At 53.9% G+C, this 25,439-nt stretch carries 24 protein-coding genes and 1 tRNA gene; 10 read left to right on the top strand and 15 right to left on the bottom strand.

The features are described 5' to 3' along the window. Both IT781_RS09580 and IT781_RS09575 read right to left on the bottom strand, forming a co-directional pair. Nucleotides 1-579 (bottom strand): NAD(P)H-dependent oxidoreductase, encoded by a 579-nt coding sequence (locus IT781_RS09580; RefSeq protein ID WP_194969934.1) that lies wholly within the window; start codon nt 577-579, stop codon nt 1-3. A 644-nt stretch (nt 580-1,223) separates the two neighbouring features. Further along, nucleotides 1,224-2,591, bottom strand: coding sequence for an OmpP1/FadL family transporter (locus IT781_RS09575; RefSeq protein ID WP_194969933.1), 1,368 nt, complete (start codon nt 2,589-2,591; stop codon nt 1,224-1,226). A 580-nt stretch (nt 2,592-3,171) separates the two neighbouring features. Between IT781_RS09575 and IT781_RS09570 the strand changes: the two genes are divergently transcribed. Further along, complete coding sequence (locus IT781_RS09570; RefSeq protein WP_194969932.1) at nt 3,172-3,360, top strand: hypothetical protein; 189 nt, start codon at nt 3,172-3,174, stop codon at nt 3,358-3,360. A gap of 66 nt (nt 3,361-3,426) precedes the next feature. Here IT781_RS09570 and IT781_RS09565 read toward each other — a convergent pair. The 7 genes from IT781_RS09565 to speE all read right to left on the bottom strand — a co-directional run bounded on the left by IT781_RS09565 (nt 3,427) and on the right by speE (nt 9,748). Next, nucleotides 3,427-3,503 (bottom strand) — tRNA-Arg (locus IT781_RS09565). A 33-nt stretch (nt 3,504-3,536) separates the two neighbouring features. After that, nucleotides 3,537-5,588, bottom strand: a complete 2,052-nt coding sequence (gene rep / locus IT781_RS09560) for a DNA helicase Rep (protein ID WP_194969931.1) — start codon at nt 5,586-5,588, stop codon at nt 3,537-3,539. A 53-nt stretch (nt 5,589-5,641) separates the two neighbouring features. Beyond that, nucleotides 5,642-6,211: a TIGR02281 family clan AA aspartic protease gene (locus tag IT781_RS09555; RefSeq protein ID WP_194969930.1), complete on the bottom strand. Its 570-nt coding sequence runs from the start codon at nt 6,209-6,211 to the stop codon at nt 5,642-5,644. 194 nt (nt 6,212-6,405) lie between these two features. Next, on the bottom strand, nt 6,406-7,914 hold the full coding sequence (locus IT781_RS09550) for a YifB family Mg chelatase-like AAA ATPase (protein WP_194969929.1): 1,509 nt from the start codon (nt 7,912-7,914) through the stop codon (nt 6,406-6,408). A gap of 57 nt (nt 7,915-7,971) precedes the next feature. Beyond that, nucleotides 7,972-8,232 (bottom strand): accessory factor UbiK family protein, encoded by a 261-nt coding sequence (locus IT781_RS09545; RefSeq protein WP_194969928.1) that lies wholly within the window; start codon nt 8,230-8,232, stop codon nt 7,972-7,974. Between the two features lie 59 nt (nt 8,233-8,291). Continuing rightward, nucleotides 8,292-8,885, bottom strand: coding sequence for a MarR family winged helix-turn-helix transcriptional regulator (locus IT781_RS09540; RefSeq protein WP_194969927.1), 594 nt, complete (start codon nt 8,883-8,885; stop codon nt 8,292-8,294). 8 nt (nt 8,886-8,893) lie between these two features. Beyond that, the gene (gene speE / locus IT781_RS09535; RefSeq protein WP_370526978.1) at nt 8,894-9,748 is read right to left on the bottom strand and encodes a polyamine aminopropyltransferase; all 855 of its coding nucleotides are present in this window, start codon (nt 9,746-9,748) and stop codon (nt 8,894-8,896) included. A gap of 69 nt (nt 9,749-9,817) precedes the next feature. On the opposite strand from speE, the gene speA reads away from it, so the two are divergent. Continuing rightward, on the top strand, nt 9,818-11,665 hold the full coding sequence (gene speA, locus IT781_RS09530) for a biosynthetic arginine decarboxylase (RefSeq protein ID WP_370526977.1): 1,848 nt from the start codon (nt 9,818-9,820) through the stop codon (nt 11,663-11,665). Nucleotides 11,666-11,905: 240 nt separating this feature from the next. Next, nucleotides 11,906-12,763: an NAD(P)-dependent oxidoreductase gene (locus tag IT781_RS09525; RefSeq protein ID WP_194969925.1), complete on the top strand. Its 858-nt coding sequence runs from the start codon at nt 11,906-11,908 to the stop codon at nt 12,761-12,763. A gap of 89 nt (nt 12,764-12,852) precedes the next feature. Here the strand turns inward: IT781_RS09525 and IT781_RS09520 are convergent, their stop codons facing one another. After that, nucleotides 12,853-13,338: a YchJ family protein gene (locus IT781_RS09520; RefSeq protein ID WP_194969924.1), complete on the bottom strand. Its 486-nt coding sequence runs from the start codon at nt 13,336-13,338 to the stop codon at nt 12,853-12,855. A 26-nt stretch (nt 13,339-13,364) separates the two neighbouring features. After that, complete coding sequence (locus IT781_RS22290; RefSeq protein ID WP_194969923.1) at nt 13,365-13,775, bottom strand: type IV pilin protein; 411 nt, start codon at nt 13,773-13,775, stop codon at nt 13,365-13,367. A 174-nt stretch (nt 13,776-13,949) separates the two neighbouring features. Between IT781_RS22290 and IT781_RS22725 the strand changes: the two genes are divergently transcribed. From IT781_RS22725 to IT781_RS09495, 4 genes are read left to right on the top strand one after another with little or no spacing between them, the layout of a single operon-like run. Next, nucleotides 13,950-14,522, top strand: a complete 573-nt coding sequence (locus tag IT781_RS22725) for a prepilin-type N-terminal cleavage/methylation domain-containing protein (RefSeq protein ID WP_194969922.1) — start codon at nt 13,950-13,952, stop codon at nt 14,520-14,522. After that, nucleotides 14,488-15,321 (top strand): prepilin-type N-terminal cleavage/methylation domain-containing protein, encoded by an 834-nt coding sequence (locus IT781_RS09505; RefSeq protein WP_194969921.1) that lies wholly within the window; start codon nt 14,488-14,490, stop codon nt 15,319-15,321. Before IT781_RS22725 ends, IT781_RS09505 begins: the two co-directional genes overlap by 35 nt. A gap of 18 nt (nt 15,322-15,339) precedes the next feature. Continuing rightward, on the top strand, nt 15,340-16,656 hold the full coding sequence (locus tag IT781_RS09500; RefSeq protein WP_194969920.1) for a hypothetical protein: 1,317 nt from the start codon (nt 15,340-15,342) through the stop codon (nt 16,654-16,656). 25 nt (nt 16,657-16,681) lie between these two features. Then, nucleotides 16,682-18,886 carry a hypothetical protein gene (locus tag IT781_RS09495; RefSeq protein ID WP_194969919.1) on the top strand — a complete coding sequence of 735 codons (2,205 nt, stop codon included), beginning with the start codon at nt 16,682-16,684 and terminating at the stop codon, nt 18,884-18,886. Nucleotides 18,887-19,324: 438 nt separating this feature from the next. On the opposite strand, the gene IT781_RS09490 is transcribed toward IT781_RS09495, so the two are convergent. From IT781_RS09490 to IT781_RS09475, 4 genes are all read right to left on the bottom strand, one after another. Next, a complete protein-coding gene (locus tag IT781_RS09490; protein ID WP_194969918.1) occupies nt 19,325-19,642 on the bottom strand; it encodes a hypothetical protein in 318 nt (105 codons plus the stop codon). 349 nt (nt 19,643-19,991) lie between these two features. After that, entirely contained in the window at nt 19,992-20,654 is a 663-nt protein-coding gene (locus IT781_RS09485) for an ABC transporter ATP-binding protein (protein WP_194969917.1), read from the bottom strand. Further along, nucleotides 20,651-21,790, bottom strand: coding sequence for an efflux RND transporter periplasmic adaptor subunit (locus IT781_RS09480; RefSeq protein ID WP_194969916.1), 1,140 nt, complete (start codon nt 21,788-21,790; stop codon nt 20,651-20,653). The genes IT781_RS09485 and IT781_RS09480 overlap by 4 nt, the downstream gene beginning before the upstream one ends. Before the next feature lie 211 nt (nt 21,791-22,001). Further along, the gene (locus tag IT781_RS09475) at nt 22,002-23,231 is read right to left on the bottom strand and encodes an NADP-dependent isocitrate dehydrogenase (RefSeq protein ID WP_194969915.1); all 1,230 of its coding nucleotides are present in this window, start codon (nt 23,229-23,231) and stop codon (nt 22,002-22,004) included. Nucleotides 23,232-23,452: 221 nt separating this feature from the next. On the opposite strand from IT781_RS09475, the gene IT781_RS09470 reads away from it, so the two are divergent. Genes IT781_RS09470 through mtnC form a run of 3 tightly spaced genes read left to right on the top strand, consistent with a single transcriptional unit; the run spans nt 23,453 to nt 25,298 of the window. Further along, nucleotides 23,453-24,073 carry a methylthioribulose 1-phosphate dehydratase gene (locus tag IT781_RS09470; RefSeq protein WP_194969914.1) on the top strand — a complete coding sequence of 207 codons (621 nt, stop codon included), beginning with the start codon at nt 23,453-23,455 and terminating at the stop codon, nt 24,071-24,073. Further along, nucleotides 24,070-24,627, top strand: a complete 558-nt coding sequence (locus IT781_RS09465) for an acireductone dioxygenase (protein ID WP_194969913.1) — start codon at nt 24,070-24,072, stop codon at nt 24,625-24,627. Before IT781_RS09470 ends, IT781_RS09465 begins: the two co-directional genes overlap by 4 nt. Then, on the top strand, nt 24,624-25,298 hold the full coding sequence (mtnC, locus tag IT781_RS09460) for an acireductone synthase (protein WP_194969912.1): 675 nt from the start codon (nt 24,624-24,626) through the stop codon (nt 25,296-25,298). Before IT781_RS09465 ends, mtnC begins: the two co-directional genes overlap by 4 nt. Nucleotides 25,299-25,439 lie beyond the last annotated feature (141 nt).

The following is a 25,439-nucleotide window of genomic DNA, read 5'->3' as shown; positions in this document are numbered from 1 at the left end:
TTAAGCTGCTTCACATGATTGAGTTTGATCCGCTCGGATAAGCGCCGCGACAACTGCCTGGCGCGCTGCCGCATGGATGCGTTCATTGACGACGGCATCGCTAAAGCGTGAACCATCATAGTTCTGTTCGGTGGCGTAGATGCCGGAAGGGACGGTTTGCGCACCGAAGAAGCCGAATAGCGGCCGCAGTTGATGTTCGATAATCAGGGCGTGCTTTTCTCCGCCGCCGGTGGCGCCAAGAATCACCGGCACTTCGTTTAGCGCCTTCACATCCAGAAAATCAAACAGATGCTTGAAGAGGCCGGTATAGGAACCTTTGTAAACCGGCGTAACCGCCACGAGGATGTCTGCCGACCCGATAGAATCCAACACCGTTTTGCCAATATCACTCAGCTCCCCAGGATGACGGGCAAGTCCGAAAACCGGAGCCAGATCAGCCAAGCTGTGGGTTATTACTTCAATACAAGCGTGCGGGTAAGCTTGCTGCTTGATTGCCTCGACTATTTGCCCGGCCAATGCTAGCGTCTTAGACGGCAGCCCTAGATTGCCCGAGACAACCACGACTTTTAATGTACTCATGTTGATTGCCTTTGTACGGTTGAAAAATTCAAATGCCCAATGCCTACAAAGCATTGGTACTGTACTTAGCTTTAGCACCGATCATGCCAATTTATAACTTATTGTTTTTAAATTACTTTCGTAGGGATTTATAGAGCTGAGTGCCGCTTCCGTAGCAATAACAGAAAACAATTGCCGCCGTAGCGGCAATTGTTTTTGGATAAACAACCGGCAAATCCAGGATAAGGCAGTTCCTAAATTTGGCACAATGACTGCTGCTTATGTGACTTGAACACTAGCCGAAGCGGAGATCGCTTCAACACATTTCTGCATGATTTTTGGCGCAACGCCGGAAACACCAGAATATGAAATCCGCCAAATGGCTTAATCGTCGGCTGGGATCAAAACAGGACGATCAGATATTCTGGATGGGATTATTGAAGAAATTCGCAAAGCGGGTGTTGGCCACACAGTTGTCGTTGGCCGTGGCACACCCTGCATTAAGGTTGATAGTTCGTACCTGTTACGGGCGATGAGATGAACACTTGAGGATTTTCGTACGAAGGAGCACTGGATGCATCGAAACGCAAAGCGGCTGCTGCGGATTTGACCTACAGGCCGGATTTGCCGAATAATTCCACAGCGGACTATTCGGCATCCATCACTTAAAATTTGAAATTAGCCCCCGCACCCAATGCCCATTCGCTAGCACTAACATGATAATCGCCTAAAGCCAGTGTACTGCGGTCTGCCGAACCTTCAAATGCATAGGCCGCAAACGCATCCAGCCTGAACTTGGGCGTAAAGGCGTATCCCAGACCTGCGGTAGCTGTATGCTGCCAAACGACCGGGCCTAAAGTAGTTTGTACGACTTTAATCAAATCGTTGCTATTAAGAACACCGGGAACACTAGTATTAAGAGGGAGTGTCCCTAATCCTTTAAAACCGCCAACCGTGCCATTCGGATTATCGCGGAGCAACTCCGAGGCATAGCTGTAGCCTGACCGAAATTGCCAGTTTCCATGGGTATATTGGCCACCCAGCATGGCCAGGAACTGATCGTCGTAGACATCTTTATATAACGAAGAATTCGACCAGTTTTTCCAGGCTACGTCCGCCTCTAATAACAGATTGGGGGTTGCATTGGCTGCTATGCCCCAAGTCAACTCCAACGGTTGATCGAGCTTTACGCTTTGGTATTCTTGACTGCCGCCTACCGTGGTCGACAATACGTTCTTGTAGCGGTATTGCAAAGGGGATTTTAATGATGCGCTTAACTTCACATCCTGCGTGAGTTGATAAGTTGCTCCGAAAGCGCCACGGATCCCAATACCATGTACACTGGACGTAGTCCCTCCAAAATCACCTGTTAAACCGCTAAGTCCCGTCGTGTTGCCGGTTGTCCCGAATTGGCCTAAGCCGAATCCTACCGTTAGTGCTGCCCCTAACGACAAATCGGGTGTCACTTCATAAGCCGCTCCTACATTGGAACTTAATGACAGTAATTCCACAAGCAAAGGCAATGTAGCCGCACCACCAGCACCGGCACCGCCCAGCCCGAGTCCGGCCCCGCCATTGATTGGATGGGTACGATAATCGGCGCCTATGCCGGAGTCAACCGAGACACCGGCGCCGATCACAAAGCCGGGCAACACTTCGGCACCGAGAGCAATATCCGGCGCGAGGTAATTCTGGGCCAGACTGTGGGAGTGATTAGTGAAGCCGTTATTGCTTTGATAATTGTCCACGTCGGGCTCGAGAATTGCCGCACCTAAGCTAAAATTGAAGCCTTTAAACTGAGTCAAGGCGGCCGGATTGCCAAATAGCGCCGCAGAAACTTCTTGCGGCCTGGCATAAGCCGCGCCAGCCATACCGCCGGCAATGGGCTTTAAAGACAGATTCAGGTCAGTTCCGGTATTTAGCGCCAATACGCCAGGCGATGCCGTACTCGCTAGCGCCAATAACAATACTCGCTGTAACCGCCATGAATTTATGCATCGGTAATCTTTGAGAGAAATTAATTCATTATTCATTTTTAAACTCCAATAAAACATTTTCATGTATCGGCTACATCCTTCAAACTTGTTCACATAGGGGTAATAGAAGGCAAATAGGTTATGCCTGAAAGTATCTATTGCGAGGTTTGTGCCAAGTTTAACTTGTTGTTTATTAGAGTGTTTTTTATGATGTCTTAATTGTTGATGCCGCACTGGCAGCAATGAAGCAGGAAAGTTGCCGCTCTTGGCGCAATATGAGATGAGTTTTAAGACTGAGGTGCTGATTGAGCTGAATTGTTACTGGTTTTCAGGTTTTTGTTGATGCTATCCTTTTCAGGACTTGCGCAGTTTGCCTGTTTAACCGCCGAAACAAGTGGTTTTAAAACCTGTGGGGCGACTTCGCCTACTGTTAATTAATCATCCGTAACGATGGTTATACGGGCATCAGCTTAAATCCAGAACAGCCTAACGAATAGGAATTGTGGGACTATAGATCCAGCAGTATGGAAGTTTTAATTTTTTTCAGGTTGCTCATGCCATAGCTGGGCATATCTTGGCCTTTGGCCGAGACTGCGGAGAAGAGATACAAACTTCAAGAAGCCGGAGGGAGTCTCTCGTGCAAGATTCGATCAGCCGGTCTCCTGAGCTGCAGCCTGCGGCTTTTCATGACGGTGCGCCTTTATACCCGATGGCTTTTGAAGATTCGTATAAGATTCTGGAAAACAGAATGCAAAAGCGCGCTGATTTATCTCGGAATGAGCCAAAAGTGCAAATGCGGGTAAAGGTCAAAATCCTTATGAGTTAATGGATTTTAAAAGGCATGGCGCATGCAGAACACAGAACCAAAAATGCGGTTTTAGGGGATGTCATATGGCGCGCCCGAGAGGATTCGAACCTCTGGCCTCAGCCTCCGGAGGGCTGCGCTCTATCCAGCTGAGCTACGGGCGCGTAAGCGCGTATTTTAACCGATTGCGCGCAAAATTACGATAGCATTGTTTTTAAATGTGCAAGACTGGCCTTGCCGCGCTCCTTGATGACTTCCGGCGTCAGTTGTTTTTTGTTGGTCCATTCCAGGTCGTCGGGCGGCAGTTCGTTCAGGAAACGGCTGGGTTCGCATTCGCTGATCTCGCCGTAGCGCTTCCGGTGCGTGCAGTAGCTGAACGTGAGGGTGCGCTGGGCGCGCGTGATGCCGACATAGGCTAGCCGGCGCTCTTCTTCGATGTTATCGGTTTCGATGCTGTTTTGATGCGGCAGCAGGTTTTCTTCCATGCCGATCAGGAACACATGCGGAAACTCCAGGCCCTTGGCGGCATGCAGGGTCATCAGGCTGACCTGGTCGCTGGCTTCTTCTTCCTGATTGCGTTCCATGATGTCCATCAGCATGATTTTGGAGACGATCTCGGACAGCGATTTTCCCTCGCTATCTTTTTCGGCAACTGCTCCTTGCGTTGCTCTACCTCCTACATCCCTGTAGTCGTCATTGATGCGCTTGAGCCAGTCGATCAGTTCCTGAACGTTCTTCATTTTGCGCTCGGCCGATGCCGGCGTCTTGCTGTTTTCGCGTAGCCAGTGCTCGTAGCCGATCTGATCCAGCATGGCTTCGATGACGGCGAAGGTGTCGCCGCGTTCGATGCGGTCGGCCGTATCGATGACCCAATCGCGGAATTTGGTCAGCCGCTGCATGGCTTTTTCGGGCAGTTTCTGAGTCAGGCCCAATTCGGAGCTGGCCGCGAACAGGCTGATATGGCGCTCGTTGGCATAGTCGCCGAGTTTTTCCAGTGTGGTCGGGCCGATTTCGCGACGCGGCGTGTTGATGATGCGCAGGAAGGCCGCATCGTCGTCCTGGTTGACGAACAGGCGCAGGTAGCTGAGCACGTCCTTGATTTCGGAATAGGCAAAAAACGATGTGCTGCCGCTGATGAAATACGGGATGTTGTTCTCGCGCAGGCTGCGCTCGAACAGCCGCGACTGGTGATTGCCGCGGTATAAAATCGCGTAATCCTGATAGCTGCTGCCGGTCCTGAATTTATGGTGGATGATTTCAGATACGATCTGCTGGGCTTCGATCACTTCGTCCTTGTGGCTCAGTACGCGCAACGGATCACCGTAGCCCAGCTCGCTCCAGAGCTTTTTTTCGAACGCGTGTGGATTGTTCGCAATCAGATGGTTGGCTACTTTCAGGATGCGACCGGTCGAGCGGTAATTCTGCTCCAGCTTGATGACTTTCAGGCGCGCGTAGTCTTTTTGCAGCTGTGCCAGATTTTCGGGCTGGGCGCCGCGCCAGGCGTAGATGGACTGGTCATCGTCGCCGACCACGGTAAACCGGCCTAGATTGCCGGCAATCAGTTTGACGAGCTGGTACTGCGTGATATTCGTATCCTGATATTCATCGACAAGCAGATAGCGGATCTTGTTCTGCCATTTTTCCAGCACGGCCGGCTGCTCCTGAAACAGCAGCACGGGCAGCAGGATCAGGTCGTCGAAATCGACGGCGTTGTAGGCTTTCAGGCTGCGGATATAGTCGTTGTAAAGCACGGCCGCCGGGTACTGCTCCGCCGTTGCCGTCGATACGGCCAGCTCCGGCGTGACAAAGGCGTTTTTCCATTGCCCGATCTGCCAGGAATAATGGTCGACTTTGTCGATATCGCAGTTTTTGCTGTCATGGCTGATCAGGTTGCGCAGCAGGGTAAGCTTGTCCTGTTCGTCGAATAGCGTCAGGCCGGCCTTGTAGCCCAGCGTTTTATGCTCAGAGCGCAGGATTTCCAGGCCCAGCGAGTGAAACGTCGAAACCCTGAGGCCGCGCAATTGCTTGTCGTCCAGCAGCTTGGAAACGCGGCTTTTCATTTCGCGCGCGGCCTTGTTGGTGAAAGTCACGGCGGCGATATTGCGCGCCGGTATGCCGCCTTGGGTAATCAGATAGGCGATTTTTTCGGTAATCACGCGCGTCTTGCCGCTGCCGGCGCCGGCTAGCACTAATAAAGGATGATCGATGGTTTTAACAGCAGCTTGCTGCTGTGGATTCAGTTTGGCCATCACTACTATATAAACTTAGGCTGAAACTGGCCTATTATACAGCTTGTCGGGCATCAATCACGCGCCGAGATACGCATCTCGCCATTTTCCTGCTTCATGTTGAATTGCTGCAGGACATTCATGCCGAGCAAGGGCTGGCTTAAGTTCGGCACGACCCTGGCCGGCGCATTTTTGACTACGAAATGCCCGAATTTGAGTTCCGAAATGACGGCTGTGCAGGCGTCGGTTTGGCCGTTGGCGGTATCCACAATGACTTTATCTTTGCAGGCCATTCCGGCATTGGAAGCGAGTGAAACCGGCAAGGAGACGACCGATGCGCCGGTATCGATCACGAATGTCAAGGGCTTGCTGTTAATGGAGCCTTCCAGAAAATAATGCCCATTGGCGCCTTGCTTGACGACGAGCTCACGGTGAAGCTTTTTCTCCGGTTCTTTTTCGGGCGGTTTTTCCTTGATCACGGATGTCCATGAAGACACGGTTTTAACACTCTCCGAGCAGGCCGATTTCTGGTAAATGATGTTGCCTTGCTGATTCCTACATTTGAAGATCGTGTCATTGCTCCAGGTGTTCATGCTGAACGATGCCAGCCCTACGGACAACAACAATAAACTATTTTTTTTCATGATTCCCCTCTGGTGATTGGTGCCGCTTATTGCTGGTAGACCGGGTTTGTAAACCCAACATTTTGAAGCCGCTTATGCTGGATTTACCAACCCAGCCTGCAAACTATATTAAAGAATAGCACAGGCGTTTCGGGTCGAATGCCAAAAGCAGGCGCTCTAGGCGAATTCGACCTTACAGAGTGGGTTAAAAGCCATTAAATATTTCTATCCAGTTTGCGATAACTGATTGCTTCACTCAAATGCGCGATTGCTATCTGTTCCGAATGGGCCAGATCGGCAATGGTGCGGGCGAGCTTGAGGATGCGATGATAGGCACGATGCGACAGGCCGAATTTGTCCATGGCCTGCTCCAGCAGCTGATGGCCCTGCTCGGATAACGGGCAGAACTGTTTGACTTCTTTGGCCGTTAGCGCCGCGTTGGCCTTGCCGCTGCGCGCGACGGCAATGTTGCGCGCAGCCTCGACTCGTGCCCGGATTGTTGCGCTGTTTTCCTCGCCGTCCGGTGAGCCTTTGCGCAAGACCTCATGCGGAACCCTCGGCACTTCCAGATGCATGTCGATACGGTCGAGCAGCGGGCCTGACACCCTGGCTCGGTAACGCATGACCTGCTCCGAAGTACAGTGGCAGCGGCCCGAGACATCGCCCAGATAACCGCACGGGCACGGGTTCATAGCCGCGATCAACTGGAAGCGGGCCGGAAAATCAGCTTGCCGGCTGGCGCGTGAAATCGTGATATGGCCGGTCTCCAGCGGCTCGCGCAGCACTTCGAGCACCTTCCGGTCGAATTCGGGCAGCTCATCAAGGAACAGGGCGCCGTTGTGCGCCAGCGAGATTTCGCCGGGCCGGGGATTGGAGCCGCCGCCGACCAGCGCCGCTGCCGATGCCGTATGGTGCGGGGCGCGATAGGGCGGCTTCAGCCAGTTGGCCACATCGAGCCCCTGGTCGCTGATCGAGGCGATGGCGGCGCTTTCCTGGGCCTGTTGTTCGGACAGCAGCGGCAGAATGGTCGGCAGGCGCGAAGCCAGCATCGACTTGCCGGTGCCCGGTGGGCCCAGCATCAATAGATTGTGCGAGCCGGCCGCGGCGATTTCAAAGGCGCGTTTGACATGATACTGACCATGCACATCGGCAAAGTCGATGCCGTCGGTCTGCGTATCTGATACAGGTTGCGGGAATTCCGGCTGTATCAGGCTTTGTCCGCTCAGGTGCGCGCAGACCTCCAGCAGATGGCCGGCCGGCAGAATCTCTATGCCTTTGACTAAGGCGGCTTCGGCGATATTCTCACGCGGCAGCAGCAGTTTCCTGCCGTTGTTGCGGGCCTGTATCGCGATCGGCAGCACGCCGCTGATCGGTCGCAGCTCGCCGCCCAGGGACAACTCGCCGATGCATTCGTACTGGTCGAGGCCAGCGGTCGGGATCTGGCTGGATGCGGCCAGGATGCCCAGCGCGATGGCCAGGTCGAAACGGCCGCCTTCCTTGGGCAGATCGGCAGGGGCCAGGTTGATCGTGATGCGCTGGGCCGGAAACTCAAAGCGCGAGTTCAGGATCGCGCCGCGCACGCGGTCCTTGCTCTCCTTGACGGCCGCCTCCGGCAAACCGACGATGGATAGTGCCGGCAGGCCGTTGGCCACGTGTACTTCGACCGTGACCAAGGGCGCATTGATGCCGGCGCGGCCGCGGCTGTAGATGACGGCTAAGGCCATGGGTTGATGTTTATTTCAGGAGGGCGACTAAAGTCGCGCCCACAGCACTGTGATATTTTACAGGTCGGCTTTGTCAAGGATTTGTGCCTCCATGGCCGCGACGCGTTTTTCCAGGTCTTCAAGCTTGGAGCGGGTTTTGGCTAAAACCGCTTTCTGCACTTCAAACTCTTCACGCGTGACCAGGTCCAGTTTGCCTAAGGCACCCTGCAAAATGGCGTGAAAGCTTTTTTCCAGGTCTTCTTTCAGATTGCTCAGACCCGGAGGGAGGGCGCCGGCCAGGCGGTTGGCAAGATCATCAAGGGCTTTGGGATCAAACATAGGATATCTCTCTCTTTACTTAAAGGTAAAAGGCGGCTAACTATGCCGGCCTGTTGTGATTAATCGTTCTCTGTTTCCACCGGCCTGTCAGCGGCTGGCTTATGTTCCCGGCATATTTTTTCGGTGTCCAGACGGCTTAACGGCACCTGGGCCAGATCGCACTGGTAATGATTGTCGATCTCGTTGAAATGGCTGCAGGAGTTGCAGACGCCAAATGTCCGGACATTGTTGGTTATCTGTAACGTCCGCAGCATGGAATTCAAGGCATCGCCGAGGGTCGTGTATTGTTTGATCGCCAGGGCGTTCTCGGCCTGCGCGAACACATCGAGCGCTTCCAGTTCGTCCAGCAGGCGCACGCCGGATTTGGACAGGGAAAGATGCACGACGCGCCCGTCTTCGGAGTCGTTGCTGCGCTCGATATAGCCTTTGCGCTCAAGGACCTGTATCGTCTGCGAAACAGTGCCCTTGGTCAGGCCCAGATAGTCGGTCACGGCCGCGGGCGTGTCACTGCACCAGTTGCAGCGGGACAGATAGTCCAGCACCTGGATGTGGATCGGCTGCAATCCCACTGCGGCATACTTTTTTCGTTCTTCCGAACGCACCAGGATGCTGATGCGTTCGATCAATTTAAAGGTGTTTTTTAATTCCTGCATTCAACTGACTACTTCAAACCAAGGGCTTTCTTGAAAAACTCAGGCTGGGCCAGTGAAGCCTTATGGATGTCGACATTGTAGTAAGTCGTGTCAAAATTTTTGTTGGCGGAGTCCAGTTCCCTGAATTTTGCCAGGCTGGCTTTGCTGGCGATCGTGGCGCTCCACCAGCCGGACGGATAGATGGCTTGCGGGAAGAACAGCGTCTGCAGGTGTTCGAAACCGGCCGAACTCATGGCATCGCGCATCTCGCCGATCAGCTTCATGTGATACAGCGGCGATTCGCTTTGCTGCACGACCATGCCGTGCTCGGACAGGCAGTTGAAGCAGTCGCGGTAGAATGCCTTGCTGAACAGGCCTTCGGCCGGGCCGGCCGGATCGGTGCTGTCGACGATGATGATGTCTACGGAATTAGGCTCGGCTTCTTTCACCCACTTGATGCCGTCGATGAATTTCAGATCGGCGCGCGGATCGTTATTGGATTCGCACAATTCGGGAAAGTAGATTTCGGCCAGCCGCGTGACGCGCTCGTCGATGTCGATCTGTACGGCCTGTTCGACGGACGGGTGCTTCAAGATTTCCCTCAAGGTGCCGCAGTCGCCGCCGCCGATGATCCAGACGCGTTTCGGATCGGGGTGCGTGAATAAGACCGGATGACTCATCATCTCATGATAGAGGAAGTTATCGCGCGTTGATACCATCGTGCAGCCGTCGATGACCATCAAATTGCCGAAATCCTCGGTTTCATAAATTTCAATAAATTGATATTCCGATTGCTCCTCGTGCAACTTTTGTTTAAATTTTAACGAAAAGGCGGATTCTGCACCTGGAGCTTGCTCGGTAAACCACTGAGACGGATTCATTATCTGTGTTCCTAAAAACGAATAAACAAATCAATATTATATTAGAATTCTGTCGTATTTAGGCGGAATGGAGTGAAAAAGTTGTATTTAAGTGATTCAAAGACGTGGACTATCGAGGATTCGGCGCAGACCTACGGTATACAAAACTGGGGCGACGGTTACTTTGCGATCAATGCCGAAGGGCACGTCTGCGTAAGGCCGAGCTCCGATAAAGCCGTCGAAATCGATCTGTATGAAATCGCCGGTTCGCTCAAGGACAAGAATCTGTCCCTGCCGGTCCTGGTGCGCTTTACCGACATCCTCAAAGACCGCGTCCGGCGCCTGCAGGCCGCCTTCGAGAAAGCCTGTGTCAACAATGATTACCAGGGCCGCTACACGCCCGTCTACCCGATCAAGGTCAACCAGCAGCGCAAAGTCGTCGAGGGCATTCTGGCTTCCGATAATGTCGGGCTGGAAGCGGGCAGTAAGCCGGAGCTGCTGGCCATCATGGCGCTATCGACGCAATCTGTCGTGATCTGCAATGGCTACAAGGATCGGGCTTATATCCGCCTGGCGCTGATCGGCCTGAAAATGGGGCTGAACCTGTTTCTGGTCATTGAAAAGCCTTCCGAACTGGAACTGATCATCGAGGAAGCCGCGCGGTTGAACGTCAGGCCGCAACTGGGTGTGCGCATCCGGCTGGCCAGCATCAGCGCCGGCAAATGGCAGAACAGCGGCGGCGAGAAATCCAAATTCGGCTTTCATGCCAATGAAGTGCTGGGATTGATCGAGCGCCTCAAACAAGCGGAACTGCTCGATACCCTCAAGCTCATGCATTTTCACATGGGTTCGCAGATCGCCAACATCCACGACATCAAGGTCGCGCTGAAAGAAGCCGGGCAATTCTACGTCGAACTGCACCGCCAGGGGGCTCCCGTAAAAATCATCGATGCCGGCGGCGGCCTCGGCGTCGATTACGACGGCAGCCGGTCGCGGCGCGAGTCATCGATCAATTACAGCATGGATGAATATGCGCAGAACATCGTACGCAGCTTCGCCGAAATCTGCGCCGAGAAGCAGGTGCCGCAGCCCGACATCATCACCGAATCAGGCCGCGCGATCACGGCCCATCATGCCGTCCTGATCACTAACGTGACCGATATCGAATCGGCCTATACCAATGACTCGGCCAAACAGCCTCTGGCCAACGGGCAGAACATCGTCGAGCGTTACCATGACGCGCAATTCGCGCTGTCGGAAGCCCGCGCGCAGTTCAATCAGGATAAGCTGAGCATCGTAGAATTGGCCCAGGCCGAGAACGACTATGCGGTCATCTGCCAGCAGATTAAAAACAGCCTGAATCCGAAAAGCCAGAGCGAAGCCACGATATTGCAGGAGCTGAGCGAGAAGCTGGCCGACAAGGTGTTCTGCAACTTCTCGCTGTTCCAGTCCATGCCCGACATCTGGGGCATCGAGCAGATCTTCCCGATCATGCCCATACACCGGCTGGACGAGCGGCCTTCGCGGCGCGCCGTGCTCCAGGATCTGACCTGCGATTCGGACGGCCGCATCGATCAGTACATCGATGGGCAGAACATCGAAACGACACTGGCGCTGCACGAAATCGACTGCAAGGAACCGTACCTGATCGGCTTCTTCATGTTGGGTGCCTACCAGGAAATCCTCGGCGATATGCACAACCTGTTCGGCGATACGCACTCGATCAATATCGAGCTCGACGACAGCGGGTATCATTTTTACGATCTGCTTGAAGGCGAGCATGTCGGCGATCTGCTGGATTACGTTCATATCTGTCCCGAGGAACTGAAAGCCGCCTATCGTGAAAAGCTGGCCAGGAGCCCTGTCAGCGAACAGGAGCGGCAGGACTACGAGAAAGAGCTGGTAGCGGGCCTGGCGGCCTATACCTACCTGGAGCGCTAACTGAACGTAGGGTACGCATCGCGTACCTTCCCTGGATTCAAGCGGGACGGGGTTTGTAACCCCGTTCCTAACATTTCAGAGCTGTCTGAGCCAGGCGGCTACATTTAATCAATGCAAATGTTTCGGGCGCGGCAACATGCCACGCCCGGCAGTAGGGTACGCACCGCGTACCTTCCCTGGATTTGATGCACTGACAACGTTTTGAAAATGGTACGCGATGCGTACAACTGGAGCGGTAACATGAAAGCAGGCATGATCGGACTCGGCGCGATGGGCGCCGGCATGGCCGGAAATCTCGCCAAGGCGGGCTATCTGACGGCCGTTTATAATCGCACGGCGGCAACGGCGCAAAGTCTGGCCGAAGGTCTGGGCGTAACCGCTTATGCAACGCCCCAGGCACTGGCGGCTGATGTCGATGCCGTGCTGATCTGCGTTTCCGCCGATCAGGATGTGCTGGATGTCGTCAATGCCGTCGCTGCCACCATCAAGCCCGGATCGGTCGTCGTCGATATGTCCACGGTCAGCAGCGAGACGGCCAGGAAAGCCGTCGCGATACTGGCCGAAAAACAGGCCGCCTTCCTCGATGCGCCGGTATCGGGCGGCGTCGAAGGCGCCAACAAAGGCACGCTGGCCATGATGATAGGCGGCGACGCCGATGCCCTGGAAAAAGTCCGTCCGGTGCTGGCGGCCATGGCGAGCCGCATCATGCACATGGGCCCGACCGGCGCGGGTCAGAATACGAAAGCCGTCAATCAGATCATGGCCGCCGGCATCAATCAGGCCGTGACCGAGGCGCTGGCCTTCGGGCAGGCACAGGGCCTGCCGATGGACAAGGTCATCGAGGTCATCTCCGGCGGCGCGGCCGGCAATTGGTTTCTTCAGCATCGCGGCCCTACCATGACGCGCGGCACTTTCGCGCCGGGCTTCAAGCTGGCACTGCATCACAAGGATCTGAAAATCTGCCAGGCCATGGCCCGGCAGATCGGCGCATCGACCACGATGATCGACATGACGCTGGCCGACTACGAGCAATTGATGGCGGCGGGGCTTGGAGATGAGGATATTTCGGCGCTGTATCGGCTGAAAAACAAGTCTTGAGTAGGGTACGCATTGCGTACCATTCTGAATTTTTTCGGTGAACCAAACCTCAGAAGGTACGCGGTGCGTACCCTACGAAATCGGCCGGATCAGTCAGCGCCGCAGCAGCGCTTGAATTTCTTGCCGCTGCCGCAGGGGCATGGCGCATTCTTGCCCTGATTGGTCTGCAGCCCGACCTTGCCTATCGATTTCACGATGCCGTCGAGGTAAAACCAGCGGCCGTCGTTCCGGACAAAGCGGCTGGCTTCGTTCATCACATGCTCCTCGCCATCCTGCAGAAAATAGGCCTTAAATTCCACGATCCCCTTGCTGTCCTTAAGGCCGCCTTTTTTAGTGCCGACGATCTCCAGTCTTTGCCATTCGGCTTTTTCCCTAGAAAAGTCGACCGCCGCCGGCCGTGTGTTCGCATCCCAGGTCGCCAGCAAATAAGCTTCATCCTGTCGGGCGTAAGCGGTAAAACGCGAACGCATCAGCGCTTCGGCGGTGGGCGCGACTTTTTCACCGCGGTGATACTGGCCGCAGCATTCGGCATAATCGAGGCCGGAGCCGCAAAGACAATGTTGTTGATCAGTCATGTCAAGTAAATCGGTATAGGAAAGAATTATTTACCCCAGCAATTTGCAACAGAGTCGGTGCCTGACACGGTTTTGACGTCGGCTTGATTGATGCCGAGAACGTTGCATTTTGCATCGGTGAATGTAGGCGTGGCCGCAGCGGTATAGCCATTGGCATCGGCAGCGGTGATGCTGATCGTATATTTGCCGTCGGGCGAAGAAGTGCCAAGGTTTAATCCGGCATTGGTCAAATCGGTCGTGTAAGCTGCATGATTGGCCCGCCATTTCTCTTCGGCCAATTGCACTTGCAACAATCCCGCCTTCCCGTCTGAGCGCTTGGCGCGTGTCACGTATTCGGTATAGGAAGGATAAGCAATTGCCGCAAGAATACCGATAATAGCCACCACTATCACCAATTCTATCAGAGTAAATCCGTCAAATCGTTTAAACGTCTTCATTGATTCTCCTTTTAAATTTTTATTTCATTAAGAATAGCATAACCGGCCATATTTGCCCGCGTCATGAAGGCCAGCCGATTAGCGTTCCAATTCAGCCGATAAGCGGCATCCGGCGCTCCTGCCAAAAACCGATACCCATCTATACTTACCACAAACAAAAAAAGGGGATCAGATATGAAAAAATTAGGGAGTTCAGGCTTCTCGCTGATTGAACTGATGATAGTTATTGCCATCATGGGCATTATTGCGGCGCTGGCTGTGCCTTCTTACCGAGACATGCTTGCACGGAACCGGCTGAAACAGGCGGCTGAAGGGTTGAAATCCGACTTGCAATGGATGCGCGCCGAATCCATAAAGCAAAGCTGCAATCTCCGGGCTTCTTTTACCGAAGGCGCCAATTGGTCTTACCAGATCTACATACCGCCTGCTGCTGCCGGCAGCGCATGCGCTCTTCAGCATGTCAGCCATGGGTGCCCCGCCGCAGCCACTGCCAATTGCAATTTAAAAACCGTAAGCAGCGCACAGTATGCCGGAACCACAATGGATGATCCTGATTTTTTTAGCGCGCCTGAAACCGTAGCAGAATTCGATTTTCGACGCGGTGAAGCGAGAAGAAGCAATAACAGCTTAAGCCATGGAAGTGTGGAAATGATTTCATCCAATTATGAAGTAAAGGTGGTCGTAGCGCCCGTTGGACGCGTAAGAATCTGTAATGAACAAGGTTCGACCGGATACCCGAATTGCTGATCAGGAGGAAGCCGACATGAAAAAACAATCCGGTTTTACGCTCATCGAGATAATGATTGCCTTATTGCTGGGGTTGATCATTGTGGGGGCAACCATTGCCATTTACATCGCCACGGTCAGAAGCAGTACCGATACTGTCAGGTCGGTGCGTCTCAATCATGATCTGGAATCGGTCATGACGATCATGGTCAACGATATCAAGCGCGCGGGCTACTGGCGCGGCGCGGTAATCAACAACTGGCATATAGCGTATGTGGCCAATGGCGGCGCTCCCGTCAATGATCCCAACCCCTTTACCGCCGCTGCAACCCGATTAAACATAATCGGCGGCAATTGCATTTTATATAGTTACGATGCAAACAATAATGGCGCGGTCGATGCCAGCGAATTTTATGGATTCAGATTTACCAACAATTCCATCCAAATGCGCTCGGGGGGCGCTAACACTACCGATTGCGCCAATCCCGATGACAATTGGGATGGATTTATAGAAGGCAATCAGCTGAACATCACCAATCTTCAATTCAGTTTCGTTGCCATGGCGGCGCAGGCGGCCGTCGCGAATGTTAACCCCGCTTTGCCCGCATTGGACGGCACTTCGCGCTGCCTGAACATTACCACAGGCGCTGCGCCCAATACCGGCGTAACCTGCACCGTAGCCAATGCAGGCGATTACATTTCCGTAAAACGCGTGGTTGATATTCACTTAACGGGCGCGCTGGATGCTGATCCGACTGTTACCAAGACCCTGAGCAGTACGGTTAAAGTCAGAAACGATCATATCTTCAGACAGCCATAGAGAATCAAGGGAACCTTCATGAAAACGATAACGCACAGATTCAAGAGCCAGCAGGGCGCCGCAAGTTTATTAACGGCCCTCGTGTTGTTGATCAGTATCACCCTTGTCATTTTGCTCACTTCCAAAGAAGTGCTCGTAGAAACCAAAGTCACCGCCGACAATTACCGTACCAGTCAGGCGACGGCGGCGGCCAGTGCGGCCATGAATCAGGCAGAGGCTTATTTTATGACCGGCGGGCTGGATCAAATAGATAACGATACAGGCGCCGCCGGGGCTGATGGGTTAGTTGATTACACCAGCGCCTCGCCATTTTCTCTTGATCCTGATGATCTGACCGCCGGCACGCAAACCACCTCCGCACAGTTTTATTTCGACAACAGCGATGACAATGCCTGCGACTGCCAGGCCGATGCTTCCAAGACGATAGACAGTGATGGGGATGGCGACTGCTTTGGAACGTTAGGAAAAAACATGACTCGCGCCCTGGTGACCGCCAAAGGCTGGAGCGACGATGGCACCGCCGTTCGCACGGTAACCCAATGCATGGGCACTTTTGATATTTTTGATAACGGCGACGGCCCCAAACAGCCGTTCGTCAGCAAGGCTTCGGTGGGCGTATTCGGTAATGCGACAATCATTAACCGCTACACCAACAGCAGCATCTGGACAGGAGGACCCAATGACATCAGCGGCGCGGCTTTTGCCACTTATTTAAGGCCGTCAAATACAGAAACCAGCGATTACACCAAGGCCGAGTTAAACAGTGACTGTGAAGTGGGGCCGTGCGGCGACCCCGAAAACCCCGGCCCGAACACGCAAATGGTATCCAATAACGCGGCCGGCGCGGGCATCGATATCATCACCGATGACGCGACCTTATCCAGTAAAACCGCAGATCAATTTTTTGATATGTTCTTTGCGCTGACCAGGACCCAGCTCATGAAGGCGGCTGAAAACGTTAATCAAAAACTACCCAATGCGGCGGGAGTAACAAACCCCAATGGCATGACCGGGATTATCTGGATGGACGGAAATCTTACGCTGAATGCCGGCGATACAGTCGGAACCCCCACCAATCCTTCGATCTTAGTCGTCGATGGCGATTTAACTTTAAACGGGGGCGCGGCTGTTTATGGCGTGATTTATATAACAGGAGGAATACATATAGCCGGCGGCGCGCTTGTAAAAGGTTCCGTGATAGGCGAGAGCAACTCATCCAGCGGCGGTGGCGGTACTTTGAAGCTGGTTTATGTGCCTATAGGAGGAGACGATCAGGCGCCGCCGTTTATAGTGGGTACCGGCATGATTGTTCCGGGTTCATGGAAAGATTGGTAATCAATAAATTAAACAGGATACAGCAATGAAATCAATTAACCCGATAAAAAACAGCACCGGTATCGGCCTGATAGAAGTATTGATTACCACTGTGGTCGTTGCCGTGGGCCTGCTGGCGATCGCGTCCCTGCAAGGCGACCTGATGAATGGCAGCGGTTTGAATAAAACCCGCGCGGAAGCCAAAGCGCTCTGCGACACCAAGATCGAGGAACTCAGGGACAGGATCGAAAAAACAGGCGCATCAGGCTATGATGCGATTGCATCTTCAGCCGCAAACGAGACTATTACAGGCACGAACGAAACCTTCAGCCGAGGTTGGGTCGTGCAGGACCTGACCGGTCCCGCCCGGAAACAAATCAGCGCAACCTGCAGTTGGGCCAAAGGGCAGGTGGTCGTGCAAAGCGTCGTGGCGTTTGAAGATGTGTGGGCATCAGGGATTGGCGCTCAAGGGCAAAACAGCGGTGTTGATACTGACGACCCCAGCACGAATGCCAATTCCTCAGAGGAAATTGATCCGGAGATCATAGATCTTCCTCAAGCGCAAACACCAAACAGCATTTATGACTACAATGGCAAAAAATATCTGGTTGGCGCCAGCGGTACGAAAGCTGCCCGGGTATATAGCTGTGGTATTTTAACGCCTTTTGAACACGACTTATATACTCGCCGTGTCGATAGAGACGGCGCGGTCGGTGACGAAGCGATTGAACTGTTTGAGAAATCTACAGTGGCTACCAGTTACTGCATTCCGAAAATCCGTTTCAATGGCGGCGTTATTATTCCGATCAGAGGCATTGTTCATTCAGCGGCGACCGATGCTAATAACAGTGCGACACTGCTGGATGTCAATTTATTTACTTTTAATGCGACGGAAAGCGGCACCTATTGCGTTTTTGATCCGATAGACGGAGCTAAAAGCGCGCCTTATGTATGTTACGTTGGCGGCAACTGTAAATTTGGCCCAGCCGGCACCGCAGTAAGTGGCACAGTGCCTGTTACGGAATGTCCTAGTCCCACTTTTAGTGCAGCCAAGGTCGGCCCCGGCGGCTGGCGCGGCAAAGTGGGGTTGCTGGGCGTTGCTCCTAATGGCAAAAATGTCTGCTTTGCAGAAGAGCTGGCAGGGACTGCTACAACGCTTGATACGGCAAGAAATTACTATACGCGCAATAATGGCCTTAATGAGGGCATAAACAAGCCGTACAGTTGTCATGACTTTTTAATCGTCAATGGCCAGCAAAACGCAAAAGGCATGCACAATGAGTGCACTGCACAAGCAACTGCTATTGGTGGATTTAAGCTGGCATCTAAAAATATTCAGCGCGATATTACGGATAACAATGTCTTTGATCCTGCTAATGATACCAGTTATTGCGTAGGCAGTACTGCCACGAGCTATACGGTGGCCGGCACGGTAGAGAATGCCAACAGCGCGCCGACTGTCACTGTGCTCGGTGGTAATTGCACGGCCACAACGACTGCCTACACCTGCTACGTTACCACGGCTGAGACATCGCTCACCGTCAGTGGCAGCTATAATGGCGAAACGCAGAATTGCAGCTTCTCGCTGGATACGGCAAGCGGCTGTACCTTATCGTTTACACCTTCGAACAACCCGACTTATACCGTTACGGGAATTATTATGGGTGCAGCGGCAGGTTCAGTTTCAATCTCGCTTGATCCGTCAGGCATTCAGTGCCCTACAACGCCTAATGGCGACGGCAATTACACTTATAACTGTACTGTGACTGCAGCAGATCCCACTACTGCCACGCTGACAGCGACGACCTCAGTAATAAGCGCAGCGGTAGAGCCTGCCACGCAAGCAGTGACCCTGACGGGGGCGTCAGGTACGACGATCACAGTTCCGGGGCCTTTTGTTGCGAATGACGTCCCGACCTATACCATCAGCGGATCTATAAGTATTGAGGATAAAGTTGATAATTTAACAACGGTCACGGTAGCTGTTGATACCAACATGGGAGCTTGCACATTGACCGGAGGACACAGTGCGGGCATGGCTCCAACCTATAGCTGCATTGTTCCCAGCGGCGATAACCATCTCACCGTTGCCATCAGCCCTACCTGTTCAGCGGGTAATGGCAACAAGAAACACCAACTGTCCGATGGCGCAACTACATCGCTAAACGGAAGTTTGCTCATCGATCTGGGCAATGTGAGCGGAAATGCAACTAAGAACATTACAATCACAAAATCAAACACTAATTGTTAATCCCTCAGGCGGGACGGGATTTGCAATCCCGTCCTTTTCGTTTCTGTGATGTTTGAGTTAAGTGGAGCCGTTAATCAACGCCTGACGTTTCGGAAGGGTTCGCCAGGCTGGCTAACTGTTCTGTAAGGCTGGAGAGAGATTCGGGTCGAATACCCTCAAGGGCACAAGTGAATTCGACCCTGCAGGAATTTTTGAGACTTTTGGAAAACCGGAACACGCTATCCTTAACGTGTTCCGGTAAGAAGGAAGGAAGACGCATCCTGGCGTCTGGAGCTTGCCTAACGCGCCACGCTGAGCGAGTGTGTGGTGATCGTGGTGGATTTTGCGTTGGAAGCCTGGAGCATTGTTCTGGAAGTTCTGATTTTACCCCCTGGATTCGCCAAATAAATTCCGGGCGAAAGCGCAAGCATGTGATTGGCGGATAAGCTCGGACAGCATTTAATTGTTGGGCTTCAGGCCGGCGATCCGGGAGTCGATTCCACCAACGCCGCCGCTATTGCTGTCTGATGCCGGCGTTTTGACGTCGGTTTGCTCGGTGAAGCTGAAGGTCTCGGGTTTTGTGTCTTCTGGTGCGGTATGGGCGTCATGGATGCTTAACGCCACGATCAGGCTCAGTAGATAAGCGAAAAAATAATAGTAGCGCTGCATAAATACTCTCGTGACAGATGGAAAGTCGGCCAAAGCCGGATTGTTGTTGTCGTTGGCGGGCGTCGCAGTTAGTCCGAGATCGGGCAATTGCCGGCCTGCTGCTTCCAAACACAGTCACTGATAAACATGGCAATTAATATGCCAATACATAGCCTTTTGAATTGCTTGATTTTTTGTTGCCGGTTCCGGGCTTAATCAATAAAACTGTGTTATATGGCGCACTGGATATGGCATATGACTCAATGCGTTAAGCTGGCTATATAACTGATGCTGCGCAGTAACGCTAAAACAGCACAGAGATCGATTTGTGCGTAATATCAATTAGACAGGACTCACTCGGCCTGTCAGCCGGGTAGACGGGGTTGATAAACCCTGCACTCGGAGCCGCTTATGCCGGGCTTCCGCTAAAGCTCCAGCCCAGCCTACACAGATCCAAGACGGCCTTGCACAGCTTGAATCATGGCCTGATCTGTCCATCGACAATGCGGATTTTCCGGCGCGCCCTGTCACCTATATGCTGGTCATGCGTGATGATCATCAGCGTCACGCCTTGCCGGTTCAGGCTTTCCAGTAGTTCGATGATTTCACTGCCGGATTTGCTGTCGAGGTTGCCGGTGGGCTCGTCGGCCAGCAGGATTTCAGGACGCATGATCATGGCGCGGGCGATGGCGATGCGCTGGAGCTGTCCGCCCGAGAGTTGGTCCGGCCGGTGGTCCGCCCTGTTTTGAAGATTGACGTCGGCCAGCGCCTCGGCTACGCGCCGTTTGCGTTCTTTTGCAGGGACGCCGGCCAGGATCATCGGCATTTCGACATTCTCGGCGGCTGTCAGGCGCGGGATCAGGTGGAAAAACTGGAACACGAAGCCGATGTTCTCGCGCCGGACCTTGGCCAGCTCGTCATCGCTGAGCTGGGTCACGTCGCGGCCGTTCAGGCGGTAGCGGCCCGATGACGGCTGATCGAGCAGCGCGATGACGTTCAGTAGCGTCGACTTGCCGGAGCCCGACGGACCCATGACCGACACGTATTCCCCCTTGTCGATGGTGAGATTGATGTCGTTGAGGGCGTGGACGGTCTGTTCGCCGACCTGAAAGTAGCGGTGGATGTTTTCCAGCTCGATCATGGCTGTTCGCGCACATGCGCGCCTGCCTTGACGCCCTCCTGGCCTACCGACAGCACGACTTTGTCTCCGGCCTTGAGACCCGACAGCACTTCGACATAATTCCAGTTGGACAGGCCTGGCTCGAAGGTCCATTCCTCAAGCACGCCGTCATCTCTTAGGACCAGGACGCGGTTTCCGTCCAGTACCGCTTCGGCGGGGACCCGGAGCGCCTGACGCTTGTCGGACAGCAGCACTTCAATATCGGCGCTGTAGCCGGGCAGCAGATCGTTAAGGTCTTTCGGGTCGGTCAGCTTCACTTCGACTTCGACCGTGCGCGCCTGCTTTTCCTTCTCCTGTACATACGGCGCGATGCGGCTGACGGTGCCCGAGCAGCGCTTCTCGCTGCCGAAGGCATCGAGCGATACGCAGGCTTTCATGCCGGTTTTTATTTTCGGCGCATCGACTTCATCGATCGGCGCCGAGACATAAAGACAGCTGACGTCGAGCAGATCGATGGCCGGCAGGGTCGGAATGCCGGGCGGCGAAGGCGTGACGTATTCGCCCAGCTCGACATTGATTTCGGCGACGGTGCCGTCAAAAGGCGCCAGCACGAGCGTGCGGTCAATGGAGGCGCGTGTGAAATCGAGATTGGCCCGGCTGACGGTGATGGCTTCATGGGCAGCGGCACAGGCGGAGTGCTTGGCTTTGGCTTCAGTGGACTTGATATCGACCTGCTCTTCGGACACAAACTGATTTTTTTGCTGCAGACGGATCAAACGATCGGCCTCGCGCTGGGCGCTGGCTGCCATCAGGCAGGTCTGCTTGGCCGTCGCCTGGTTCTCCTTGATCTGGGCCTCCTGCAATTTCACTTGCTCTTTCAGATCCTTGTTCCAGACTTCCATCAGCAATTGGCCTTGTTTGACTTTATCGCCTTCCTTGACATGCAGTTCCGCAACCTGGCCGCCGGTCGCAGGCGCCAGATAAGCGCGCCGGCAGGCCTTGATCGTGCCGACGCGGGTATTGGAAACTGTGGCGCTGACTTCGCCCCGCTCGACTACCGCCGTTTTGACCGTAACGGGTTCGGTCTTCCGCAAGGCAAAATAAGCACCGCCAATGGCGATGGCGATCAGAATGAAAATGAGGGTTTTCTTATTCATTAACCAAATAATATGCAGTAAAAATGTAGGGGCGAATTCACTTGTGCCCTTTGGGTATTCGCCATGGGCGACCTGCCAAAAGTAGGCGCTCTAGGCGAAGTCGCCCTACAATGGTCTTCCATTCCGGCATAAAGGCGACTGCCAACAACAGGAGCTCATGGGCGAATGGATTCGCCCCTACAAGTTTCGCCCCACAAGAGTATAGCTGTATTCATTGTTTTAAGCCGCTCTCCAGATTGCGTCGCAAGGTGTCGAGAAAGTCCTCAGTGTTCAGATAATGCGATTCATTAAGCTGATCGCCATGAATGCACAGCGCCAAATCCTTGGTCATCTGTCCCGACTCGACCGTTTCCACGCAGACCTTTTCCAGCGTCCGGCAAAAATCGATCAGGGCCTGGTTGCCGTCAAGCTTGCCTCGGAAAGTCAGGCCGCGCGTCCAGGCGTAAATCGACGCGATGGGATTGGTCGAGGTCGGCAGCCCCTGCTGGTGCAGGCGATAATGGCGCGTGACGGTGCCGTGCGCAGCTTCGGCTTCCATGGTTTTGCCGTCCGGCGTGACCAGCGTCGAGGTCATCAGGCCCAGCGAGCCGAAGCCCTGGGCCACGGTATCGGACTGCACGTCGCCGTCGTAATTCTTGCAGGCCCAGACGAAAGCGCCGCTCCATTTCAAGGCCGAGGCGACCATGTCGTCGATCAGTTTATGCTCGTAGGTGATGCCTTGCGCGGCGAAGCGGTCCCGGTATTCGGCCTGGTAGATTTCCTCGAAGATGTCCTTGAAGCGGCCGTCGTATTTTTTCAGAATCGTGTTCTTGGTCGACAGGTAAAGCGGCCAGCCGCGGTCGAGCGCGACGTTGAAGCAACTGCGCGCGAAGCCGGCAATCGACTCGTCGGTGTTGAACATGGCCAGCGCCACGCCGTCGCCCTCAAAATGGTAAACGTCATGCGTCTGCCCGGCGCTGCCGTCATCGGGCGTGAAGGTGACGGTCAGCTTGCCGGGGCCGTGCGTGACGAAGTCGGTGGCGCGGTACTGGTCGCCGAAGGCATGACGGCCGATGCAGATGGGCTGCGTCCAGTTCGGCACCAGGCGCGGCACGTTTTTGCAGATGATCGGCTCGCGGAAAACGGTGCCGTCCAGAATATTGCGGATCGTGCCGTTCGGCGATTTGTACATTTTCTTGAGGCCGAATTCCTTGACGCGCGCTTCGTCGGGCGTGATGGTCGCGCACTTGACGCCGACGCCGTGCTTTTTGATCGCCTGTGCGGCATCGACCGTGATCTGATCATCGGTCTTGTCGCGATTCTCGATGCTGAGATCGTAGTACTCGATCGGCACCTCCAGATAAGGCAAAATCAGCTGCTCTTTGATGAAATGCCAGATGATGCGTGTCATTTCATCGCCGTCCAGTTCTACTATCGCATGGTCTACGGTGATTTTTTTCATCGGACTGTCCTCGCGCAGGGAAGTAATGGCCTGATCAATATAATCCATCCTTGGGAATTTGTATCTATAAGGATGGTAGGGTAGAGCCTGCACATGCTTCACAAACGGGCAGGGCTGCAAACTCTATCCTGCTTGATGAATTTGTATCTATAAGATTATTGCCGTGCAAAAATGTTAAAATCTGAACTTTCCGCTTTCATTATCCTGTCTTTTACTGACCGATGACTTATACCGAAGAATTTTTTGCCAGGGCCAAAGAGCTGATCGACGCCGGACGCTTTATCGACAACAAGGGCTGGGTGCCGGCCACCAGCGGCAACTTTTCCGCGTGCCTGTCCGACGGCACGATCGCTGTGACGGTTTCCGGCAAGCACAAGGGCCATTTGCAGCTCGATGACATCATGCTGGTCGACGCCGAAGGCCAGGCGCTGGACGGCAAGAAACCGTCGGCCGAAACCCTGCTGCACACCTCCATTTATCGGCGCTTCCCCGAAGTCCGGGCCGTGCTGCATCCGCATTCGGTCAACGCAACACTGGCATCGCGCATTTTCGGCCAGGAAATCGTGCTGGAAGATTATGAGCTGCTGAAAGCTTTCAGCGGCATCGATACGCATGAGACCCGGATGGTGATCCCGGTGTTCGCCAACGACCAGAATATCGCGCGCCTAGCCGGCAAAGTGGAGCAGTATCTCGATATGCACGGTGCCATCCAGGCCTATGTTATCGCCGGGCATGGCTTTTATACCTGGGGCGGCAGCGTCGCTGAGGCGCTGCGCCATCTCGAAGCCCTGGAATTTTTATTTGAGTGTGAACTACGCATGCAAGGAGTTAGAAAACCATGAGCGCATTAACTATCTATGCCGACAATGCCCCTGAGCAAGGCTGGCTCTATACCGATTTTTCAGACATCAAAGACCAGCTCGATGCCATAGGCGTGCAGTTCGAGCGCTGGAGCGCCAACGGCGAGCTGCCGGCCGACGCCAGCAACGAAGCTATAATAGCCGCCTATCAGGATTCGATCGAGCGCCTGAAGCAGCAGTACGGTTTTCAGTCCGTCGATGTGATCAGCTTAAGGCCGGATCATCCCGAAAAAGGCATATTCCGGCAAAAGTTCCTTGCCGAACACACGCACAGCGATTTTGAAGTGCGCTTCTTTATTGAAGGCAGCGGGCTTTTTTATCTGCATGTCGGCGATAAAGTCTATGCTGTCCTGTGCGAGCAGGGCGATTTGATCAGCGTGCCTGCCAACACAACGCATTGGTTCGACATGGGCGAAAACCCGAATTTCAAATGCATCCGTCTGTTCACGACGCCGGAAGGCTGGGTAGCCGAATTTACCGGCAGCGATATCGCTAAAAACTTTCCAACCTACGACCAGTATGTGGCGGTGCTATGATTAAAGCCATTGTTACCGATATCGAGGGCACGACCTCATCGCTGTCTTTCGTCAAGGACGTGCTGTTTCCGTATGCGCGCGCGCACCTGGCCGAGTTTGTGCGCAGCCATGCCGATGAGGCCGATGTTAAGGCCCTGCTGGATGATGCCCGTGCCGAGGTCGGCGCCGACCTCGATACCGCGCAGTTGATCAAGCAGTTTATCCAATGGATAGACGAGGACAGGAAAATTACGCCGTTGAAATCGCTGCAGGGCTTGATCTGGGAAGCGGGCTATCGGCAGGGCGATTTTACCGGCCATGTTTACAGCGATGCAGTCCAAAACCTGACGAAATGGCATGATGAGGGTATTCCTTTATATGTTTATTCATCCGGTTCGGTCTATGCACAGAAGCTGCTGTTCGGGTATAGCGACTTCGGCGATATGACGCCGCTGTTCTCCGGTTATTTCGATACGCATATCGGCGGCAAGCGCGAACAGGCTTCTTACGAGAAGATTGCCGCGCAATCGGGTCTGCCGGCTGACACTATTTTGTTTCTGTCCGATATCAAGGAAGAGCTCGATGCCGCGCGCGCGGCCGGTTTCAAAACGATTTGGCTGACGCGCGACAGCGCCCCCGATGCGCAGGCCGAGCACCGGCAGGTTGCCAACTTCGACCAGATCGATTTCTGAGCAAGTCAGGTTGATAGACCCGGTATTTTAGAATGTCTGATGCCGGGTTTATGCCAAACTTAAGCTCGTCCTATCTTGCTGATTTTTTAGTAAAAATATATGTTTTTTACTGAATGATTGCCCTGATGTCCTGTCTAATTG

Source organism: Methylobacter sp. BlB1, from assembly GCF_015476545.1.
In the GTDB taxonomy this organism is placed as follows: domain Bacteria; phylum Pseudomonadota; class Gammaproteobacteria; order Methylococcales; family Methylomonadaceae; genus Methylobacter.
This window is presented reverse-complemented; position numbering and strand designations above follow the sequence as displayed.

Coding starts and splice junctions, on each gene's coding strand:
- IT781_RS09500 (WP_194969920.1), top strand. CDS start 15,340: ATGAAAACGATAACGCACAGATTCAAGAGCCAGCAGGGCGCCGCAAGT.
- IT781_RS22725 (WP_194969922.1), top strand. CDS start 13,950: ATGAAAAAATTAGGGAGTTCAGGCTTCTCGCTGATTGAACTGATGATA.
- IT781_RS09545 (WP_194969928.1), bottom strand. CDS start 8,232: ATGTTTGATCCCAAAGCCCTTGATGATCTTGCCAACCGCCTGGCCGGC.
- IT781_RS09550 (WP_194969929.1), bottom strand. CDS start 7,914: ATGGCCTTAGCCGTCATCTACAGCCGCGGCCGCGCCGGCATCAATGCG.
- IT781_RS09525 (WP_194969925.1), top strand. CDS start 11,906: ATGAAAGCAGGCATGATCGGACTCGGCGCGATGGGCGCCGGCATGGCC.
- IT781_RS09485 (WP_194969917.1), bottom strand. CDS start 20,654: ATGATCGAGCTGGAAAACATCCACCGCTACTTTCAGGTCGGCGAACAG.
- IT781_RS09465 (WP_194969913.1), top strand. CDS start 24,070: ATGAGCGCATTAACTATCTATGCCGACAATGCCCCTGAGCAAGGCTGG.
- IT781_RS09505 (WP_194969921.1), top strand. CDS start 14,488: ATGAACAAGGTTCGACCGGATACCCGAATTGCTGATCAGGAGGAAGCC.
- IT781_RS09540 (WP_194969927.1), bottom strand. CDS start 8,885: ATGCAGGAATTAAAAAACACCTTTAAATTGATCGAACGCATCAGCATC.
- IT781_RS09470 (WP_194969914.1), top strand. CDS start 23,453: ATGACTTATACCGAAGAATTTTTTGCCAGGGCCAAAGAGCTGATCGAC.
- IT781_RS22290 (WP_194969923.1), bottom strand. CDS start 13,775: ATGAAGACGTTTAAACGATTTGACGGATTTACTCTGATAGAATTGGTG.
- IT781_RS09575 (WP_194969933.1), bottom strand. CDS start 2,591: ATGAATAATGAATTAATTTCTCTCAAAGATTACCGATGCATAAATTCA.
- IT781_RS09480 (WP_194969916.1), bottom strand. CDS start 21,790: ATGAATAAGAAAACCCTCATTTTCATTCTGATCGCCATCGCCATTGGC.
- IT781_RS09495 (WP_194969919.1), top strand. CDS start 16,682: ATGAAATCAATTAACCCGATAAAAAACAGCACCGGTATCGGCCTGATA.
- IT781_RS09475 (WP_194969915.1), bottom strand. CDS start 23,231: ATGAAAAAAATCACCGTAGACCATGCGATAGTAGAACTGGACGGCGAT.
- IT781_RS09580 (WP_194969934.1), bottom strand. CDS start 579: ATGAGTACATTAAAAGTCGTGGTTGTCTCGGGCAATCTAGGGCTGCCG.
- mtnC (WP_194969912.1), top strand. CDS start 24,624: ATGATTAAAGCCATTGTTACCGATATCGAGGGCACGACCTCATCGCTG.
- IT781_RS09520 (WP_194969924.1), bottom strand. CDS start 13,338: ATGACTGATCAACAACATTGTCTTTGCGGCTCCGGCCTCGATTATGCC.
- IT781_RS09555 (WP_194969930.1), bottom strand. CDS start 6,211: ATGAAAAAAAATAGTTTATTGTTGTTGTCCGTAGGGCTGGCATCGTTC.
- rep (WP_194969931.1), bottom strand. CDS start 5,588: ATGGCCAAACTGAATCCACAGCAGCAAGCTGCTGTTAAAACCATCGAT.